The sequence below is a fragment of the Vibrio agarilyticus genome (assembly GCF_012641465.1).
GTDB lineage: Bacteria > Pseudomonadota > Gammaproteobacteria > Enterobacterales > Vibrionaceae > Vibrio > Vibrio agarilyticus.
The window spans coordinates 236778-253327 of record NZ_JABAIK010000002.1 but is presented as its reverse complement, the minus strand read 5'-3'; the positions used below and the strand labels follow the sequence as shown (position 1 = coordinate 253327).

Annotated in this window: 18 protein-coding genes; 15 read left to right on the top strand and 3 right to left on the bottom strand. The window is 48.4% G+C overall.

Going from position 1 to position 16550, the window contains the following annotated elements; all coding sequences use genetic code 11:
* The first annotated feature begins 48 nt into the window (after positions 1-48).
* Entirely contained in the window at positions 49-1518 is a 1470-nt protein-coding gene (locus tag HGP28_RS03050) for a glutathione synthase (protein ID WP_168835098.1), read from the top strand.
* 331 nt (positions 1519-1849) lie between these two features.
* Here HGP28_RS03050 and HGP28_RS03045 read toward each other — a convergent pair whose 3' ends face one another.
* Positions 1850-2152: an isoamylase early set domain-containing protein gene (locus HGP28_RS03045; protein ID WP_168834963.1), complete on the bottom strand. Its 303-nt coding sequence runs from the start codon at positions 2150-2152 to the stop codon at positions 1850-1852.
* A 208-nt stretch (positions 2153-2360) separates the two neighbouring features.
* Positions 2361-3593 carry an OmpH family outer membrane protein gene (locus HGP28_RS03040; protein ID WP_168834962.1) on the bottom strand — a complete coding sequence of 411 codons (1233 nt, stop codon included), beginning with the start codon at positions 3591-3593 and terminating at the stop codon, positions 2361-2363.
* Between the two features lie 321 nt (positions 3594-3914).
* Here HGP28_RS03040 and HGP28_RS03035 point away from each other — a divergent pair, with 321 nt between their 5' ends.
* The 14 genes from HGP28_RS03035 (at position 3915) to HGP28_RS02970 (ending at position 15554) form a co-directional block, all read left to right on the top strand.
* Entirely contained in the window at positions 3915-4520 is a 606-nt protein-coding gene (locus tag HGP28_RS03035; RefSeq protein ID WP_168835097.1) for a sugar O-acetyltransferase, read from the top strand.
* Between the two features lie 60 nt (positions 4521-4580).
* Positions 4581-5258 carry a pyrimidine 5'-nucleotidase gene (gene yjjG / locus HGP28_RS03030; RefSeq protein WP_168835096.1) on the top strand — a complete coding sequence of 226 codons (678 nt, stop codon included), beginning with the start codon at positions 4581-4583 and terminating at the stop codon, positions 5256-5258.
* Between the two features lie 175 nt (positions 5259-5433).
* Complete coding sequence (locus HGP28_RS03025; RefSeq protein ID WP_168834961.1) at positions 5434-5622, top strand: hypothetical protein; 189 nt, start codon at positions 5434-5436, stop codon at positions 5620-5622.
* A 112-nt stretch (positions 5623-5734) separates the two neighbouring features.
* Positions 5735-6019 carry a pyrimidine/purine nucleoside phosphorylase gene (ppnP, locus tag HGP28_RS03020; RefSeq protein ID WP_168834960.1) on the top strand — a complete coding sequence of 95 codons (285 nt, stop codon included), beginning with the start codon at positions 5735-5737 and terminating at the stop codon, positions 6017-6019.
* 227 nt (positions 6020-6246) lie between these two features.
* Positions 6247-7053, top strand: coding sequence for a Cof-type HAD-IIB family hydrolase (locus HGP28_RS03015; RefSeq protein WP_168834959.1), 807 nt, complete (start codon positions 6247-6249; stop codon positions 7051-7053).
* A 220-nt stretch (positions 7054-7273) separates the two neighbouring features.
* Positions 7274-8239: a DMT family transporter gene (locus HGP28_RS03010; protein WP_168834958.1), complete on the top strand. Its 966-nt coding sequence runs from the start codon at positions 7274-7276 to the stop codon at positions 8237-8239.
* 186 nt (positions 8240-8425) lie between these two features.
* The gene (gene gloA / locus HGP28_RS03005; RefSeq protein WP_168834957.1) at positions 8426-8815 is read left to right on the top strand and encodes a lactoylglutathione lyase; all 390 of its coding nucleotides are present in this window, start codon (positions 8426-8428) and stop codon (positions 8813-8815) included.
* A gap of 8 nt (positions 8816-8823) precedes the next feature.
* The gene (locus HGP28_RS03000; protein WP_168834956.1) at positions 8824-9924 is read left to right on the top strand and encodes an alkene reductase; all 1101 of its coding nucleotides are present in this window, start codon (positions 8824-8826) and stop codon (positions 9922-9924) included.
* A gap of 339 nt (positions 9925-10263) precedes the next feature.
* Positions 10264-11349 (top strand): ABC transporter substrate-binding protein, encoded by a 1086-nt coding sequence (locus HGP28_RS02995; RefSeq protein ID WP_168834955.1) that lies wholly within the window; start codon positions 10264-10266, stop codon positions 11347-11349.
* A 12-nt stretch (positions 11350-11361) separates the two neighbouring features.
* Entirely contained in the window at positions 11362-12186 is an 825-nt protein-coding gene (locus HGP28_RS02990) for an alkaline phosphatase family protein (RefSeq protein WP_168834954.1), read from the top strand.
* Between the two features lie 14 nt (positions 12187-12200).
* Positions 12201-13082, top strand: coding sequence for an ABC transporter permease (locus HGP28_RS02985; RefSeq protein WP_343033793.1), 882 nt, complete (start codon positions 12201-12203; stop codon positions 13080-13082).
* Positions 13082-13870: an ABC transporter permease gene (locus HGP28_RS02980; RefSeq protein ID WP_168834952.1), complete on the top strand. Its 789-nt coding sequence runs from the start codon at positions 13082-13084 to the stop codon at positions 13868-13870. Before HGP28_RS02985 ends, HGP28_RS02980 begins: the two co-directional genes overlap by 1 nt.
* A complete protein-coding gene (locus tag HGP28_RS02975) occupies positions 13867-14886 on the top strand; it encodes an ABC transporter ATP-binding protein (RefSeq protein WP_168834951.1) in 1020 nt (339 codons plus the stop codon). The genes HGP28_RS02980 and HGP28_RS02975 overlap by 4 nt, the downstream gene beginning before the upstream one ends.
* Positions 14887-14888: 2 nt before the next feature.
* Complete coding sequence (locus HGP28_RS02970) at positions 14889-15554, top strand: HAD family hydrolase (RefSeq protein ID WP_168834950.1); 666 nt, start codon at positions 14889-14891, stop codon at positions 15552-15554.
* A 53-nt stretch (positions 15555-15607) separates the two neighbouring features.
* Here the strand turns inward: HGP28_RS02970 and HGP28_RS02965 are convergent, their stop codons facing one another.
* Positions 15608-16546: an alcohol dehydrogenase catalytic domain-containing protein gene (locus HGP28_RS02965; RefSeq protein ID WP_168834949.1), complete on the bottom strand. Its 939-nt coding sequence runs from the start codon at positions 16544-16546 to the stop codon at positions 15608-15610.
* Between the last annotated feature and the right edge of the window lie 4 nt (positions 16547-16550).

The following is a 16550-nucleotide window of genomic DNA, read 5'->3' as shown; positions in this document are numbered from 1 at the left end:
ATCGCACTTGATGGAACGGCCTTAAATTCAACGAACTCGACCCCTTTAATGGCAACCCAGCTTTTGCCACCGCAAGTGATAGAAGAGGCGTGTGAGTGGGCCATTATGCATGGTGTCGCCTTTCGCCAAGGGGATAACAGCGCGCGTCATTGCCCGTTTAGCTTTGCACCTATGGTGATGGAGAAAAAGGCGTTTGCTCATCTTCAATTCGTTACCCCATTGATTGCTAAGTTGGTTGACGCGGTGTCCGAAGACGCTGATTTTTTGCAGCAACAGCTCGCTCCTATGGCACAAGCAGACGCGTTTTTTGGTCGTTTAATGGGGCTGCACCTGCAGATACACGGCTCAGCGGCTCAGCGTGCTCGCGGGGAGGTCATCCAACCACTGCGTCAACCGCTGCTGCTGATGCGCACTGATTATATGGATGACCGCCAGCAAGGCGCCAAGGTGATTGAGTTTAACGGTATTGCGGCGGGCATGGCTCCGTTTGGTCAGCGCGCTAGTGAATTGCATCGATTTTTACAACGCCAATGGCCAGTGGAATTTACGCGGTGGAGCGCGGCCAGTCAGGGTGAGTTGGTCAATAATGCGGGGATTGACCAGTTAGCCAAAGCGATTGAACAGGCGGCGCGGCGCATTCAAGCGGATTTCGCTTTTCAAGAGCCTCAGCAAGGCGCACCCACCTTTGTGATGGTGGTACAAGCCAACGAAGACAATGTTTACGATCAGCATCTGCTTGAGTTAGCCCTGCAAGCGCGAGGCGTTCGCACTGTGCGCCGAACCTTTGCACAGTTGCATCACACGTTGCTCAGTGGTGAGAATGGTCGCTTGTTGCTTGACGGGATAGGCGCAGTCGATGTGGTCTATTTGCGCGCCGGTTACCAGTGCCAAGATTATTGGTTGGATGATGAAAAAGAGTGCTGTCACACTCTAGGGCAAACGCGACGTATGATTGAACAGCATCGTGTGGCGTTGAATGCCACTTTGGGTCAACAGTTGGCGACCAGTAAAACCATGCAAATGGTACTGACTATGATGCCAGCGCAGGCGTATTTGCAATGGGGCTTAACCATAGAAGAAGCCAATGCGGTCAAAACTGTTTTAGCGGAGATGAAGCCGCTCAATCCAGAGACCATCGCTTGGTTTTTTGACCACGCTCAGCAGAAGGATTGGGTACTAAAAAACCAAGGTGAAGGTGGTGGTCACTGTGTGTTTGGCTCGGCGATTGGCGAAAAATTGGCGTCATTGCATGAGAATGAGTACAACGCTTGGCTATTAATGCAGCGCTTATATCCGCACGAACGAGATACACCAGCACTGGCCATTCGTCAGGCAGCGGCGACGCAAGTGGATGATTTAGTGAGTGAGATAGGGCTATTTACCGCGTTTTATCAGGGTGAGCCGATGACAGACTATGCTGGGTATGCAGGGTATTTGATCCGCAGTAAACCAGCGTCCGAAAACGAAGGCGGGATTCACAGCGGGCAAGGTATTTTAGACTCGCTGATGGTGGTCTAAAACGAAATATACCCAAGTGACCCCAAGATGCTGGATTCAGAGCCGGCTCACTGAGCTGAGAGCAAGGCAAACAACGCAGCGAAATAGCGAGTCTATTTTCAAGTTGTTTAACGCCGCTATCGGTTCAGTGATTGGCTCCCAAGGGGCGAGCTGTCTTGGCTCATCAGCTTTGTTGACGATTTTCGATTGAGAACCACTCAATCTTCAAATCCTCGCCTCACTGACAAACCAAGTCATTCTCGCTGAACCATGTATCTTGAGGTTACTTGGGTATAAAATCCGCCCACACAAAGTGTGGGCGGATGCATGGTGACGAAACCTTGGTGTTTAATTATGCCAACTCTTCGGTCAGTACCACACTGTTGTCTGTGCCAAAATCATTGGCGACATACGTGTCGGCTTGAGGATCATTGTCCCAATGTGTGTCATCAAATAGGTAGCGAAACTGAACTTGCTGCGCTTTTGGCAGGCGTGTTTTAAAGCGAAATTGGCCCTCTTTTTTGTTCAGTTTCATTGGCTCTGGTTGCCAATTGTTGAAATCCCCCGCAACAGCGACAGTCGCCCAATCTTGTTGTGCCACCTCAAAAGTGACTTCGACTTCATCTTTTGTTTTGAAAAAGCGTTTTTTTAGCATGAGTGTGTCCTTCCTCTCCTCGAAAATATCACCATGAACCCAAGGGATGCGAGCGAACTGTGATGCCTGATTGTGGTGCTAAGTTCGCCGCATAATGAGAGCACGTGAATATAAATACTATTACTCTGGTTTCATAAGGTTTGCAAGTCACAAGCGGTGAAATTGATAAGGCTTGTCAAGCTGTTGAGGTAAAATCGCAACAAACCAGTTACTGGCGCGGTTCGTTGCGACGTCCGTTACTGCGTCGCCCGAGCGCATAGCCAAGCCCCAGTGGTGCAAAGAATATGACCAAAACCACTAAAATGAGATAGACCGCCGTTTGCTTAATCAAAGTGGTTAATTGCTGCATGATTTGAGTAATCGCATCTTGAGCCAGCGTATCAAGATCCTGAGCGATTTTTTGTCGTTCATTATCGACAATTTCTGCCAGCGCTTTGCGCTCACGTTCAATTAATTGAACTAACTCGCTTCGTTCTCGCGCAACCATGGTATCGAGTGCCATGCGCTCTTGACTGAGTTTGGCCAGTTGCGCGCTGGTTTTGCTATCAATCTCTGTCACCAAAGGCTGTAATTGAATCGCCATCTGTTTCGCTAAGTCTTCCATATATTCTGGGTTGTTGTTGACGAAATCTTGAAACGCTTGTGAGGTGGCTTGCACACTATTTAGTGCAGCGGAGATTTCATCAGTACTGATGGTGCTATTTAATGCGATCAGTTCGGCTTTCCACGACAGTAATTTAGGGCCTTGATTGGCGGCTAGAGCCAAGCGGTTAGACACATCACCAATGGCTTCCGGAATGGTGCCCAAGGTGGTGACGGCATCGCGCGCCGAAATGCCATTTGCTTTTAACCACTCATGGTAGGCGGGCGTGCGAATAAAGCTGAGATCGGCAAACGGATAGCGCTTCGCAAACTGTTCGACAAACGACAGGTTTTTGTCAAATTCACTTTTGGTTAAGACGCTCCTAGCCATCTCATCTGCGGCTTGTTGAAGATGATTTGCCGTCACTTGCGCGACGGTCAGGCCTTGATGATCACCGGTGTCGATTGGGCTAAATAAGGTATTGCCCGCCCCGGTATTAAAAAATGCCGCCATTTGATGGGCAAAAACCCAAGAGTCAATCAAAGACGCGATTGGAGAGAGCTGATAAGCGGCGTGTTGCATTCCCTCTTCGGCATTGATCTTCCACAGCAAAATGTACGACTGATGAACCTTATCTTCTTTTGGGTAATAGTCGTGTAAGTGATCCGCCGCCTGCTCGATTTGAGCAAAGAACTGCACTGCGTATTCACGGGTTTGCAATCGAGTGTTCAACTCTTCGGTTGTCAGCGGAGTGGATTGGCTGTCTAAGCTAATGTCGAGCAGTGAGCAACCGCTAAGTGGGCCAAGCAAAGCGCCAAGAAGCATAAGTTTAGAGTAACGATGGCGAAAACCGAACATGGAAGTAAGCTCCAAATAAAACAAAGAGTTGTGATAAATAAAACATTCTACACCTAGCGTAACAGAGAGGATTCGAGGTGGAGAGCAAAACGACGCGAAAGCGCGTGAGTCTAAAATATGTGGCAAGTCGACTGAAATGAAACTGTGATTTGCCGTGCGATTTTATTCGATTTCTCTTGGTTTTTTGAGAGCATCGATGACAATGCTGGCGCGGATATGCACGCATTTAGGAAATACGCGATGAACCAAAATTCAACCACCACAGCACAGGTTATTGACGCTCACCACAGCGGTCCTTCACTGGCCGAAACGGAAGCCAAAATGCATGGGCAAGAGGTTTACTTTTGCAATGATGAAACGCTGGTGAAAGCGCAGCAGCAGTGTATGGAAATTCAGTATGATTTTAACCATACGCGACCTTCTGACATGGAAGGCCGTCAGGCGTTGATGAAACGTATCTTCGCTTCAGTGGGCAAAGAGTGTTATATCGAGCCGCCGCTGCGAGCCAATTGGGGTAAAAATACCCACTTGGGTGATTATGTCTACGTTAATTTCAACTTAACCTTGGTGGACGATACCGAAGTGCACATTGGGGACTATGTTATGATTGGCCCGAATGTGACCATTGCCACTGGCGGCCATCCCGTGCTGCCTGAGCTGCGGCGAAAGTTTGGTCAGTTTAATTTACCGGTACGCATTGAAGCGGGAGTTTGGATTGGCGCACATTCTGTGGTGTTACCTGGGGTGACGATTGGTGAAAACAGCGTGATTGGCGCTGGCAGCGTTGTGACCAAAGACATTCCCGCCAACGTGGTGGCATTTGGTAACCCATGCAAGGTGATTCGAGAGATTGGTGAATACGATAAGCAGTACTTTGCTCGTGGGCGTCGTATTGATCCAGCTCTGCTGCACTCTGATGTGGTTTGAGTATACAATCGTTATTTTCCAACGTTAGGTTGGACTTGGTAGAAAATCATGGGAGAAAAAGTGCAATACGAGTGGATTTTATTTGATGCCGATGAAACCTTGTTTCATTTTGACGGCTATCAAGGATTGCGTTTGATGTTTTCTCGTTATGGTGTCGATTTTGATGAGCAAGCTTTTGCTCAATATCAGCAGATCAATAAACCGCTTTGGGTGGAATACCAAAACGGTACGATCACCGCAGATGAACTTAAACAAACCCGATTTCAAAGTTGGGCGCAAAAGCTCGATACGACAACACAGGCGCTTAATACCGCCTTTTTGCAGGCGATGGCAGATATATCAACGCCACTGCCCGGAGCGCGTGAGCTATTAAATGCGTTACAAGGGCGAGCGAAACTTGGCATTATTACCAATGGTTTTACTGAGTTGCAGGCAGTACGACTTTCACGCAATGAGATGAGTGACACCTTTGAGCATGTCGTGGTTTCAGAAGAGGTCGGTGTCGCAAAACCTGACGCCAAAATCTTCGCTTACACTAGCGCATTGATGGCACATCCCGACCCTAAAAAAGTGCTTATGGTAGGCGATACGTTGCAATCTGACATTCTTGGCGGTGCGCGCGCAGGGTTTGATACTTGTTGGCTAAACCGACATGATGCACCGAGCGATCCTGACATTCAGCCGACCTTTACGGTTTCATCACTTGAGCAGCTACAAGCTTTGCTGTTTGCTGCGTAATCGTATTTTGAGCAAAAAAGGCCTTTGAATAGAGCCGCACTTCAAGGAGTGCGGTTTTTTTTCACCTTAAGGGTCGCGTTCTTGCGCCTGACGTTTCGTCAACTCTCTCCTAAGGTGTAATGGTATGGGTATGGGCGAGCGGGTTTACGCGATCAAAGAAGGAGTTAGCTCAACAATGAAAAAATATTGGTTAACGGCGCTGTGTTTTATTTTAGCTTTGCTTAGTGTGGTGGGATGGATCTGGATGGATGCAGAACCGAGCAACCCGCTGGAGTCTGATGGCCCTAATGCACTTGAGCCTTTTGCTTGGGGCTTTTTCATTTTAGGTGTCATGACATTCATTGTGGCAAAGCTGCGAAAGTAAGGATATACCCAATCGACTTCACTTTCTTAAAGCGACAAAAAGCTTGAGTAGCAACGTAATTACAGGTAAAACAATTCTTCTTTAAGGAATGAATTGAAATAAGGATATGACGATGGCTATCAAAGAAAGCAGCTATTTTGAAGGTAATGTAAAATCGCTTGGTTACCAAGAGCAGGTGGATAACATCAGCGTTGGCGTTATGTTGGCGGGCGAATATACCTTTGGCACCGCAGCACCTGAGCGCATGAGCGTGATCAAAGGTGAATTGACCGTGAAGCTGCCCGGCCACGTCGATTGGCAAACATTTTCAGCCGGTCAATCATTTGAAGTTGATGGCGATTCTTCGTTTAACGTCAAAGTGGCTGCAACCACAGCGTACCTTTGCGAATATCTGTAACGCCAAGTTATTGGGATATCAGCGGCTCAATTTTGTTGAGCCGCTTTTTTATGCGTTCTATACCCATTAAACGGCTTATAACGGGTAGAGCGATGCGTTATCGTCGTTGGCGTAAGCGTGAGAATAAGGTATAAACCACCCACTGCATTCCTAGGTTCATGAAGGCGCCAACAGTGGTGCACCGTCATGGGGAAGGAATAAGCTGTTTTGGATCTTTGAGAGTGACTATGACTTACGCCAACATCAAATTTATCGCCGCCGATATGGACGGCACTTTGCTTAACGAGCATGGCCAGTTGCCCGCTAATTTTTATGATGTGTTTGCGCAGCTTGATGCCAAAGGCATCTACTTTTGCGCTGCATCGGGCCGTCAGTATTACAGCTTGTGTGAGACGTTTGCGCCAATCAAAGACCGTTTGGTCTACGTGGCGGATAACGGCACCATGGTGATGTATCAAGATAAGTTGTTGTACAGCAGCACCATGGACAAAGCGGACACCGACGCCATTGTCACCACAGCGCGTGCCATTGAAGGAACGTATACCGTGCTGTGTGGTAAAAAATCGGCGTACATTGAAACGCAAGATCCTCAAGCATTAGCAGAAATCAGTAAATACTATGCTCGCTGCGAATACGTTGACGATTTGCTGGCGGTTGAGGACGATTTCATTAAAGTGGCGCTGTGTCATTTTGGTGGAACAGAAGCACTGGTCTACCCAACGATGCGCGACCAGTTTGCAGCAACACATCAAGTGGTGGTCAGTGCCAAAATCTGGCTTGATTTGATGCATGCAGACGCGTCAAAGGGCGCAGCCATTGAGCATTTGCAGCAGACGATGGGCTTTACTCGCGCGCAAACCATGACATTTGGTGACTATTTTAACGATGTTGAAATGCTGAAAGTAAGTGATTATTCCTACGCTATGGCTAACGCTCATGAAGAGGTGAAAAAATTTGCCCAATTCTCCGCGCCAAGTAATCGTGACAATGGTGTGATGACGGTCATTGAGCAAACCGTACTGGCACAAGATTAATTTATATACCCCCTTCCACTCTAAGCGGCGCGATCGCGCTGCTAGGGGAGAAGCGCTGTCATCAGCTCATCATGCGGTTGATGACGGCGTTTTGATACTTCAAATAAATCGCTGCACCCGCAATTTTGCCGTCCGTCGCGTTAGAGTGACGACCCATCGGTCACTTACTGTCTACCCTTAGTCAAAGACGCAGCGAAGTCGCTTAGGGAGACTGGCGAATATGAAGAATCACTATTTTATTGGTGTGGTTGCAGGCTTGCTCTCCGGTTTGACTTGGGCGCTCAATACCACCTTGATTGGCGTGAGTATTCATAGCGACATCCTTGCCGACCCTGCGCTAGGCCACAAAGTCCCTTTTCTAAGTAATTTTCTGAATGATATTTTTGTCACTCTCTGGATTTTACTTGCGGTCATTTTTACGCGAAAACTGGGTGTGGCGTTTCGCACCTTGTTCAGCCGCCGTGGCGGTTTGCTGGTGATTTCGGGTATTTTGGGTGGCCCGCTTGGCATGCTGTTTTTTGTATTAGGAGTAAAATACGCGGGCGTTGGCTATACCTCGGTAATATCGTCGATTTATCCGGTCATCGGCGCGGTTCTCTCCGCTTTTTTACTCAAAGAAAAACTCAGTGGCAAAAACTATCTCGGCGTGGTTGTTATCGTCATTTCCGTGAGTTATTTGTCGTATCAAACCTTGAGTCATCCTGCCGATCATCTCACTTTGGGAGTGATGTACGCCTTCTGCGCTGCGCTCGGTTGGGCAGTACAAGCGGTCTTTTTAGCTTGGTGCATGCGCGACAGCGACGTTCCTTCTCATGTGGCACTGCTTATTAATGTCAGCTCGGCGCTGCTGATTGATTTGACGGTCTTGTTACCTGCGGTCGATGCGATGCATCTTATCGAGCCTGTGATGGTGTCCCAATCAGGCCAAATTGCGTTTGGCGCGGCAACCATAGGCGCCATTTCAACTTGGATGTATTACGTCTCCATTCGTCGAATTGGCGCAACAAAAGCGATGGGGCTCGACATTACCTATGGGGTATGGGCGGAAATCATACAAGTAGTGATAACGCCGCAGAAAGCGGCGGCGAAGCTGGTGGTCACCACAGCGGTGATTGCGTTTGGCGTGATCCTCACCATCACTCACGATAAACTGCGTAACTGGTTTGGTCATGAAGATCCGCCTTAAACTGGGCGTTTCAGTGTGATTAGCCTCAGAGCGACGCTACGCGAGAAGAAGATCATAATTTTAGATTATTAAAAACATAAATAATGATAATTTCATATTGTTGCTTCGGCTGAGTATGCTGTTCCTCAACCACTGATTGCCATGCGGTATCAGGCTGCGAGGCAACCTTGCCATGAGGAAAGGCTGATGAAATTATTGCACACCATGATTCGAGTAACGGATCTCGACAAATCTATCGAATTTTATACCAAAGTGTTGGGTATGAGCGTGTTGGATCGCTTTGAGAACCCAGAGTATCGTTACACCTTGGTGTTCGTTGGTGACGCTAACGATCCGAACAACGCCACGATTGAACTGACCCACAACTGGGATACCAACGCCTACGAAGTTGGTAATGCGTTTGGTCATCTTGCCCTAGGAACCACTGACATCTACGCGGCGTGCGCTGAAATTCAGGCGCAAGGTGGCGTGATCACTCGCGCTCCAGGTCCAATGAAAGGCGGTAGCACTCATATTGCCTTTATTCGTGACCCAGACGGTTATTCGATTGAACTTATTCAACTTGAAGAGAAGTGAGGTTGGCAATGACAGTGAAATTATTTGAATCACACACTTTGGGTCAATTGACATTGGCAAACCGCATTGTGATGCCGCCAATGACCCGTTCGCGCGCCACTCAGCCGGGCAACATTGCCAATGATATGATGGCGCAATATTACGCTCAGCGCGCGAGTGCAGGCTTGATTGTTGCTGAAGGCACGCAGATCTCTCCAGAGGGACAAGGCTATGCGTGGACTCCCGGCATTTACACTCAAGAGCAAATTGCAGGGTGGCGTAAAGTGACCGACGCGGTGCACGCAAAAGGCGGTGTTATTTTTGCTCAGCTCTGGCATGTGGGGCGCGTGACTCACCCAGACAACATTGGCGGCGCGCAGCCTATATCGTCCTCGGCGTTAAAAGCCGAAGGCGTGAAAGTGTTTATTGATAATGGTACTGACGAGCCGGGTTTTGTTGACGTGGTTGAGCCTCGGGCGATGACCAAAGCCGATATTACCGAGGTGATCGGTCAATATCGACAAGCGGCGCTCAATGCAATTGAAGCAGGCTTTGATGGTATCGAACTTCACGCGGCAAACGGCTATCTCGTGAATCAGTTTATTGATTCACAAGCCAACAATCGCAGTGATGAGTACGGTGGTTCGATTGAAAATCGTCTGCGCTTTTTGGGTGAAGTGGTGGAAGCTATGTGTGACGCCATTGGTGCAGATCGCGTGGGTGTGCGCTTAGCGCCATTTACCTCACTCAATGGCACGGTGGACGACACGCCTGTAGAGACCTATTTGGCTGCGGGTGAGTTGCTTAACCGTTTGAATATTGTCTATTTGCATATTGCGGAAGTGGATTGGGACGATGCGCCAGAAACGCCAGCAGAATTTAAAGTGCGTCTGCGCCATGCGTTTCGTAACACGCTGATTTACGCTGGCCGTTATCAAGCGCAAAGTGCTGAGCATCTGTTGACAGCCGGTCTTGCAGATATGGTGGGGTTTGGCCGTCCGTTTATCGCAAATCCAGACTTGCCAGAACGCATCAAGCACAATTACCCAATCGCCGCGCACGATCCTGCAACGCTGTTCGGCGGTGCTGAGAAAGGCTTATTGGACTATCCAAGTTATCAGGCTCAGTAATTGAGTAATGAACCCCAAATAACGTCACGTTATTTGGGGTTAGATCGTGCTATCCCCACAAACCTTCACCGTATCCCATCGCTTATATTCCCATTCACATCGACAAGTGTTTTGTCATAACCGCGTTCACCATATATGGACTAGTCCAAATGGGCTTTTGATCGAGCGATTAGGCAAAATAGAAACAGCAATACGAGATTAATTTGCCCAATTTCTCGTCAAATGAAACCTAAGTGCCACAGAATATTAGTTAAAGTGTCAAGATCGTTGCGCGAAATCGTCATATTCGCTTCTTAACATAACAGTAATTTACTGACCTAGTCCAAAGGGATTAAGAGAATGAAATCACTGTTTTGCTGTTCAACAAGAATGCCGAAAAAATTCATCGCGCGTGCCATGTTAGTCACCGCCGCACTGTCTATGCCAACCCTAGCCCAAGAGAGCGATTTGCAATCGCTGATTAAAGCGGCGCAGCAAGAAGGCGCGGTATATAGCGTCGGCATGCCAGACAGCTGGGCTAACTGGAAGGGCACATGGGACGATCTGCACGCCCATTATGGTCTAAAACACCAAGACACCGACATGAGCTCGGCGCAAGAGATCGCTAAGTTTGAAGCGGAAAAGAAAAACGCCACCGCGGATATCGGCGATATTGGTGTCGCCTTTGCGCGTGTCGCAGTGAAAAAAGGAGTGACTCAGCCATATAAACCGAGCACTTGGGACGATATTCCCGATTGGGCAAAAGACAGTGAGGGCCACTGGGCATTAGCGTATACCGGAACGATTGCGTTTATCGCGAACAACAACCTAGTAAAAGACGCGCCAACTTCTTGGGCTGATCTACTGACAGGCGATTACAAAGTGACGGTTGGTGATGTGGGCATTGCCGCGCAAGCGAATAACGCGATTTTAGCCGCAGCGTTTGCGAATGGTGGTGACGAGTCAAACTTAAAACCGGCAATCGAGTTTTTCGCTAAACTTGCGAAACAAGGTCGCCTCTCCTTTACCGATCCGAACCTTGCCACACTGGAAAAGGGTGAAGTTGAAGTGGCGATCATGTGGGATTTCAACGCACTGAATTATCGTGACAAGATTGACCGCGAACGCTTTAGTGTCAATATTCCTCAAGATGGCTCAGTCATTTCCGGTTACACCACCATCATCAACAAATACGCCAAAAACCCCAATGCGGCAAAACTGGCCCGAGAATACATTTTCAGCGATAAGGGGCAGATCAATCTGGCGCAAGGCTACGCGCGTCCAATTCGCACTAACATCACGCTACCAAAATCGATTCAAGACAAATTGATTGCTAATGAGCAATACCGCAATGTTCATCCAGTGAGTGATTTTTCCGCATGGGAAAAATCTGCGCGCAAATTGCCGCGTCAATGGCAAGAAAACGTTCTAATTCACCAACAGTAACAGGCAATAACAATGAGCAATAAGGTTATCCTTGTTGTGCTAGATGGCCTGAATTATCAAGTCGCCCGTGATTGCATGGGCTACTTGAATGGTCTTTTAGAACACCATTTACCGTTATCTGATGCGCGAGCGTCACTGTATTGTCTGCAAAGCGAGCTGCCATCTCTGTCGCGGCCGCTGTACGAATGCATTTTGACCGGGGTTCGTCCGGTTGAAAGTGGCATAGTGAGTAATGATATCGTTCGCCTGTCAAAGCACGACTCGATTTTTAGCCTAGCCAAAGCGCAGGGCAAAATCACCGCAGCGGCGGCTTATCATTGGGTGAGTGAGCTGTACAATCGCGCGCCGTATGATGCCACACGCGACCGCTTTACCTGTGATGAATCGCTTAACATTCAACACGGCTGTTTCTACCAATGGGATCATTATCCAGACGAGGCGTTGTTTTTGGATGCCGAACATTTAAGACGGACCCATCAGCCTGATTTTTTGCTGATCCACCCGATGAATATTGACGACATGGGGCATAAGCATGGTTTGAACTCGCCTCAATATCGCAACAGCGCGCGTCGAGTCGATATCATTTTGTCTCACTATATTGAGTCTTGGATTCAAGATGGCTACCAAATATTGGTTACCAGTGATCATGGCATGAATGACGATCGCTCTCATGGCGGCACCTTGCCAGAAGAGCGCGATGTGCCGCTGTTTGTCATCGGCCATTCATTTAGTCACCAAGCCTGCTCCGTCAAACAAACTGAACTGTGTGGCAACGTATGCCAACTGCTCGGTCTGGCGCACACAAAGCCTTACACTCAGGAACTCTTCGCATTATGAGTCGCTCGGTTTCAATCTCTGTACCGCGTGATGCGCAAGCAACGCGCGCACGACACTACGCTCAGTTGAATCGACTCAAACCGCTGCTGTGGTTTGCGCCGTTTGCACTGTTCTTTTATTTATTTCAGCTCGCTCCAATGGGTTGGGTGCTGCTCAATAGTTTTATTTATGAGGGCGAGTTCTCTTTGGATAACTTCCAAGAGGTGTTTGATTCTGCATTTATTATGCAGGGATTTACCAATAGCCTGTGGCTTGCCGTTATCTCAAGTTTGCTGGGGTTAGGGATTGCAACACTGTTTGTCTCTTCATTGCGCCGAGTCAATTCGACAATTCGCGATGGCGTGATTGCCTTTACCAACATGAGCAGTAATTTTTCCGGCGTGCCGCTTGCGTTTGCCTTCATCATTATTTTGGGCACCAATGGCGCGATCACCTTATTGCTAAAACAGTATGGTTTGCTGGGTGATTTTGATCTCTACGGCAAATGGGGGCTTTTGGTGATTTATGTCTATTTCCAGATCCCATTGGCGGTCTTGCTGCTCTATCCCGCATTTGATGCTTTGAGCGATGATTGGCGCTCGGCGGCCGCGCTGCTTGGCGCTCGCTCCTCGCAATATTGGGCTAAGGTGGCTCTGCCAGTGCTTTCGCCTGCGCTTTTGGGCACCTTCATCATATTAATCGCTAACGCCATTGGTGCGTATGCCAGTGTCTATGCATTGACTGCAGGTAATTACAACGTCATCACGGTGCGGATCGCCAGTTTAGTCTCAGGAGATCTGTTTCTTGAACCTAACTTGGCGGCGGCAATTTCAGTTACGTTGATGGCTTTGCTTGCTTTTATTACTTTAATTAATCAATGGCTTGTGTCTAAAAGCTATGCCGGTAGGACGTCGTAATGTACACCGTGAATCACAGATACCACAAAGGCGTGGTGTATTCGCTCATGGGATTGATGTTGATCCCGATTGCCGCAACTTTGATTTACTCATTGTCATCACGTTGGGGTGCGACAATTTTACCCGATGGGTTTACCTTGCGCTGGTACGCAGAGCTGCTGACCGACCCGCGTTTTTTACACGCATTTGGGCGCTCGCTGTTTATCTGCATCACCGCATTGGCGCTCAGTGTCGCCTTGATTTTGCCAGCGATTTTTGTCGTGTTTTACTATTTTCCCAAGCTCGATAAGCTGATGAACATTCTGATCTTGCTCCCGTTTGCGGTACCGCCTGTGGTCTCTTCAGTCGGGTTATTAAAGCTTTATGCCGATAGTGACATTGCTCTGATTGGCACGCCGTGGATTTTGATTGGCACCTATTTCACCATTGCTTTGCCTTTTATGTACCGAGCGATTGGCAACAGTTTTGCGGCAATTCAACTGCGCGATTTAATGGACGCGGCGCACTTGCTTGGCGCGAGCACCAGCAAAGCGTTTTTGTTGATTGTGCTGCCGAACCTTAAAAAAGGGTTAATGGCTTCGCTGTTCTTGTCTTTTTCGTTTCTGCTGGGGGAGTTTGTCTTTGCCAATATATTGGTCGGCACTCGCTACGAAACCTTGCAAATTTACTTATACAACATGCGTCAAACCAGCGGACATTTTACCTCCGCGCTTGTTATGGCCTACTTTCTGTTTATTTTTATTCTGACTTGGCTGGCAAGTCGTTTTAGCCAAGGAGTCAAATCATGAGCTATGTTACTGCAACCCACCTGACCAAACGTTTTGGTGAGAATACTGTGTTTGAGAGGGTTAACTTCACCATTGAGCAGGGCGAGTTTGTCACTCTGCTCGGCCCAAGTGGCTGTGGAAAGTCGACATTGCTGCGCAGCTTAGCCGGGCTCAATCCGGTTGATGGTGGGCAAATTTGGGTCAATGGCGAAGACATTACTCATCAAATACCTCAAGAACGCGGTATTGGCATGGTCTTTCAATCTTACGCGCTGTTTCCAAATATGACAGTGGAAGGCAATATCGCATTTGGGTTAAAGATGCAAAAGCGCGCACCAAAGGACATTCAGCGCGAGGTGGCGAAAATCATAGCATTGGTCGATCTCAAAGGCCGAGAAAAGCACTACCCGCATGAACTGTCCGGTGGCCAACGCCAACGCGTGGCACTAGCGCGGGCATTGGTGGTTAAGCCGCGCATTTTACTGCTCGATGAGCCATTGTCGGCGCTGGATGCCAAAATTCGCAAACATCTGCGTCAGCAAATTCGTGACATTCAAACTGAGCTGAACCTCACCACGATTTTTGTTACGCACGATCAAGAAGAGGCGATGATCATGTCAGATCGCATTTTTTTGATGAACAAAGGCGAGATTGTTCAAGCTGGAACGCCAGAAGAGATATACACCCATCCGGCAAATGAGTTTGTCGCCAGTTTTATGGGCCACTACAACCTGGTCGCCGCGAACAAAGCCAAGCAGCTGTTTAATATTGAAACGCCTTGGAAAGTGGCAATTCGTCCAGAGTCGATTTATGTGAAAGAGCACGGCCGCCACTACGATAAACACATTTCTGCGCCGCAAACCGGCACCATCATCAACCATCAGCTATTGGGTAATGTGATTCGCTATCAAGTCGATGTTGGGGAGTGTGAATTGACGGTTGATTTGCTTAACCGCTCATCGGAGCGTTTGCTTGCGCGTGGCAGCCAGCTTGAGCTGCTGTTTAATCTCAATGAAATTCAACCCGTGAGGGCATAAGGATGACTAAGCCTTTGTATGTCTTTGACTTAGACGAAACCTTGATATTCGGCGATAGCGCTATGATATGGAATGAATTTATGGTGGAAAAGAGCATCGCAAGCGCGCCTGATTTTATCGCTGAAGATCGCCGCTTAATGGCGCTCTACGCCAAAGGCGAGCTGGATATGGCGCAATATCTGGCTTTTGCGATGGCGCCGCTGGCCAAAATGCCGATTGAGCAAGTGAATGCCTTAATGGATGAATGCGTTGAAACGCGCATTTTAGCCACGCAATTTTCCCAAGCGAAAAGCTTAATTGCTGAGCTGCTCAATGATGGCATCGATATGATGATCATTTCGGCCAGTGCGACGTTTATCGTCGAAGCGGTGGCGCGCCGCTTTGGGATCCCCACCGCGCTTGGTATCGATTTGGTTGAAAAAAATGGCTGCTATACCAGTGAGATCAAAGGCACGCCAAGTTTTCGCCAAGGTAAAGTGATTCGATTACAGCAGTGGCTTGAAAGCCAAGGTGAAAATTTCAGTGAGATTCACTTTTACACCGACTCAATAAACGATTTGCCACTGTGTGAATACGCTGACCGAATTTATTTGGTTAACCCTTGCCCGCGTTTAAGCGCGCATGCAAAAAATAATACGGATTGGGCCGTGCTTAAGTGGCAGGTATAAATTGAGAGTCTTCAAAAAAGAGCGATAGTCGCTCTTTTTTTTTACCGCCATTTTTATAGCGTCAATACCGTTTTCTGTTTATGCACTTTACTATGAGCAAGCGCCTCTGGCATTTGTTCAAAGGGGTAACAGGCGATTGGCGCGATAGCGATATTGCCTGCCTCGATCTGCTCTAGTAATTGCTCACCTGCGTGCATTAACACCTGCCAATCTTCTTCATCACCGTAGGTGTGAAGCGCGCCAAGCGCGATTTCATGATAAGAGATGGTTTTCGTAAATGCTGGGTCAAGTGGCGCTGGTATGCGGTCTTGAATACAGATGATATGGCCATTGGCTTTCAGTTTTGGCACGAGACTCGCGGCATGTTCACTGCCAACCGCGTCATAAATGGCAAAGTAGTGTGATGGCACCTCGGCCAAATCACGCAGCACATGACGTACACCCAATGATTGTGCCTGCTCTGCGCTAAGGCTTTGCGACAAAACATCTACCTGAAAACCGTGTTGAACCAGATATTGAGTGAGTAAGCGATTAACCGCGCCAAATCCGGCAACCAACACCGAGGCGTTGGCGCGCAATGGAATTTTTTCAAACGCTTGCCACGCGGTCAGCATTGGGCAGGGCAATGCCGCCGCTGTGGTGAATGCCATCGCATCGGGCAGTGTGAGAACGCGCTCGGCCTTCATTAACGTAAATTCGGCAAAACTGCCATTTAACGCCAGTGCGGCGTGGTAAGCCACCCGTTTACCAAGCCAGCTTTTATCCACATTCTGGCCGATTTCCACCACAATGCCTGCCCCGTCAACGCCTGGCACATGACCGACAGGCCAATTCAGTGGATTGGTCTCGATCAATTTCCAATCGACAGGGTTAATCCCAATTGCGGCATTCGCGATGAGCAGCTCGCCGGCTTGAGGATGGGGCCGTGCCGATGTTTGAAACTCGACCGAGGCGTTCTTGGGCTGATAGCCCCAAATTTGTTGTGTGGTCATTGCC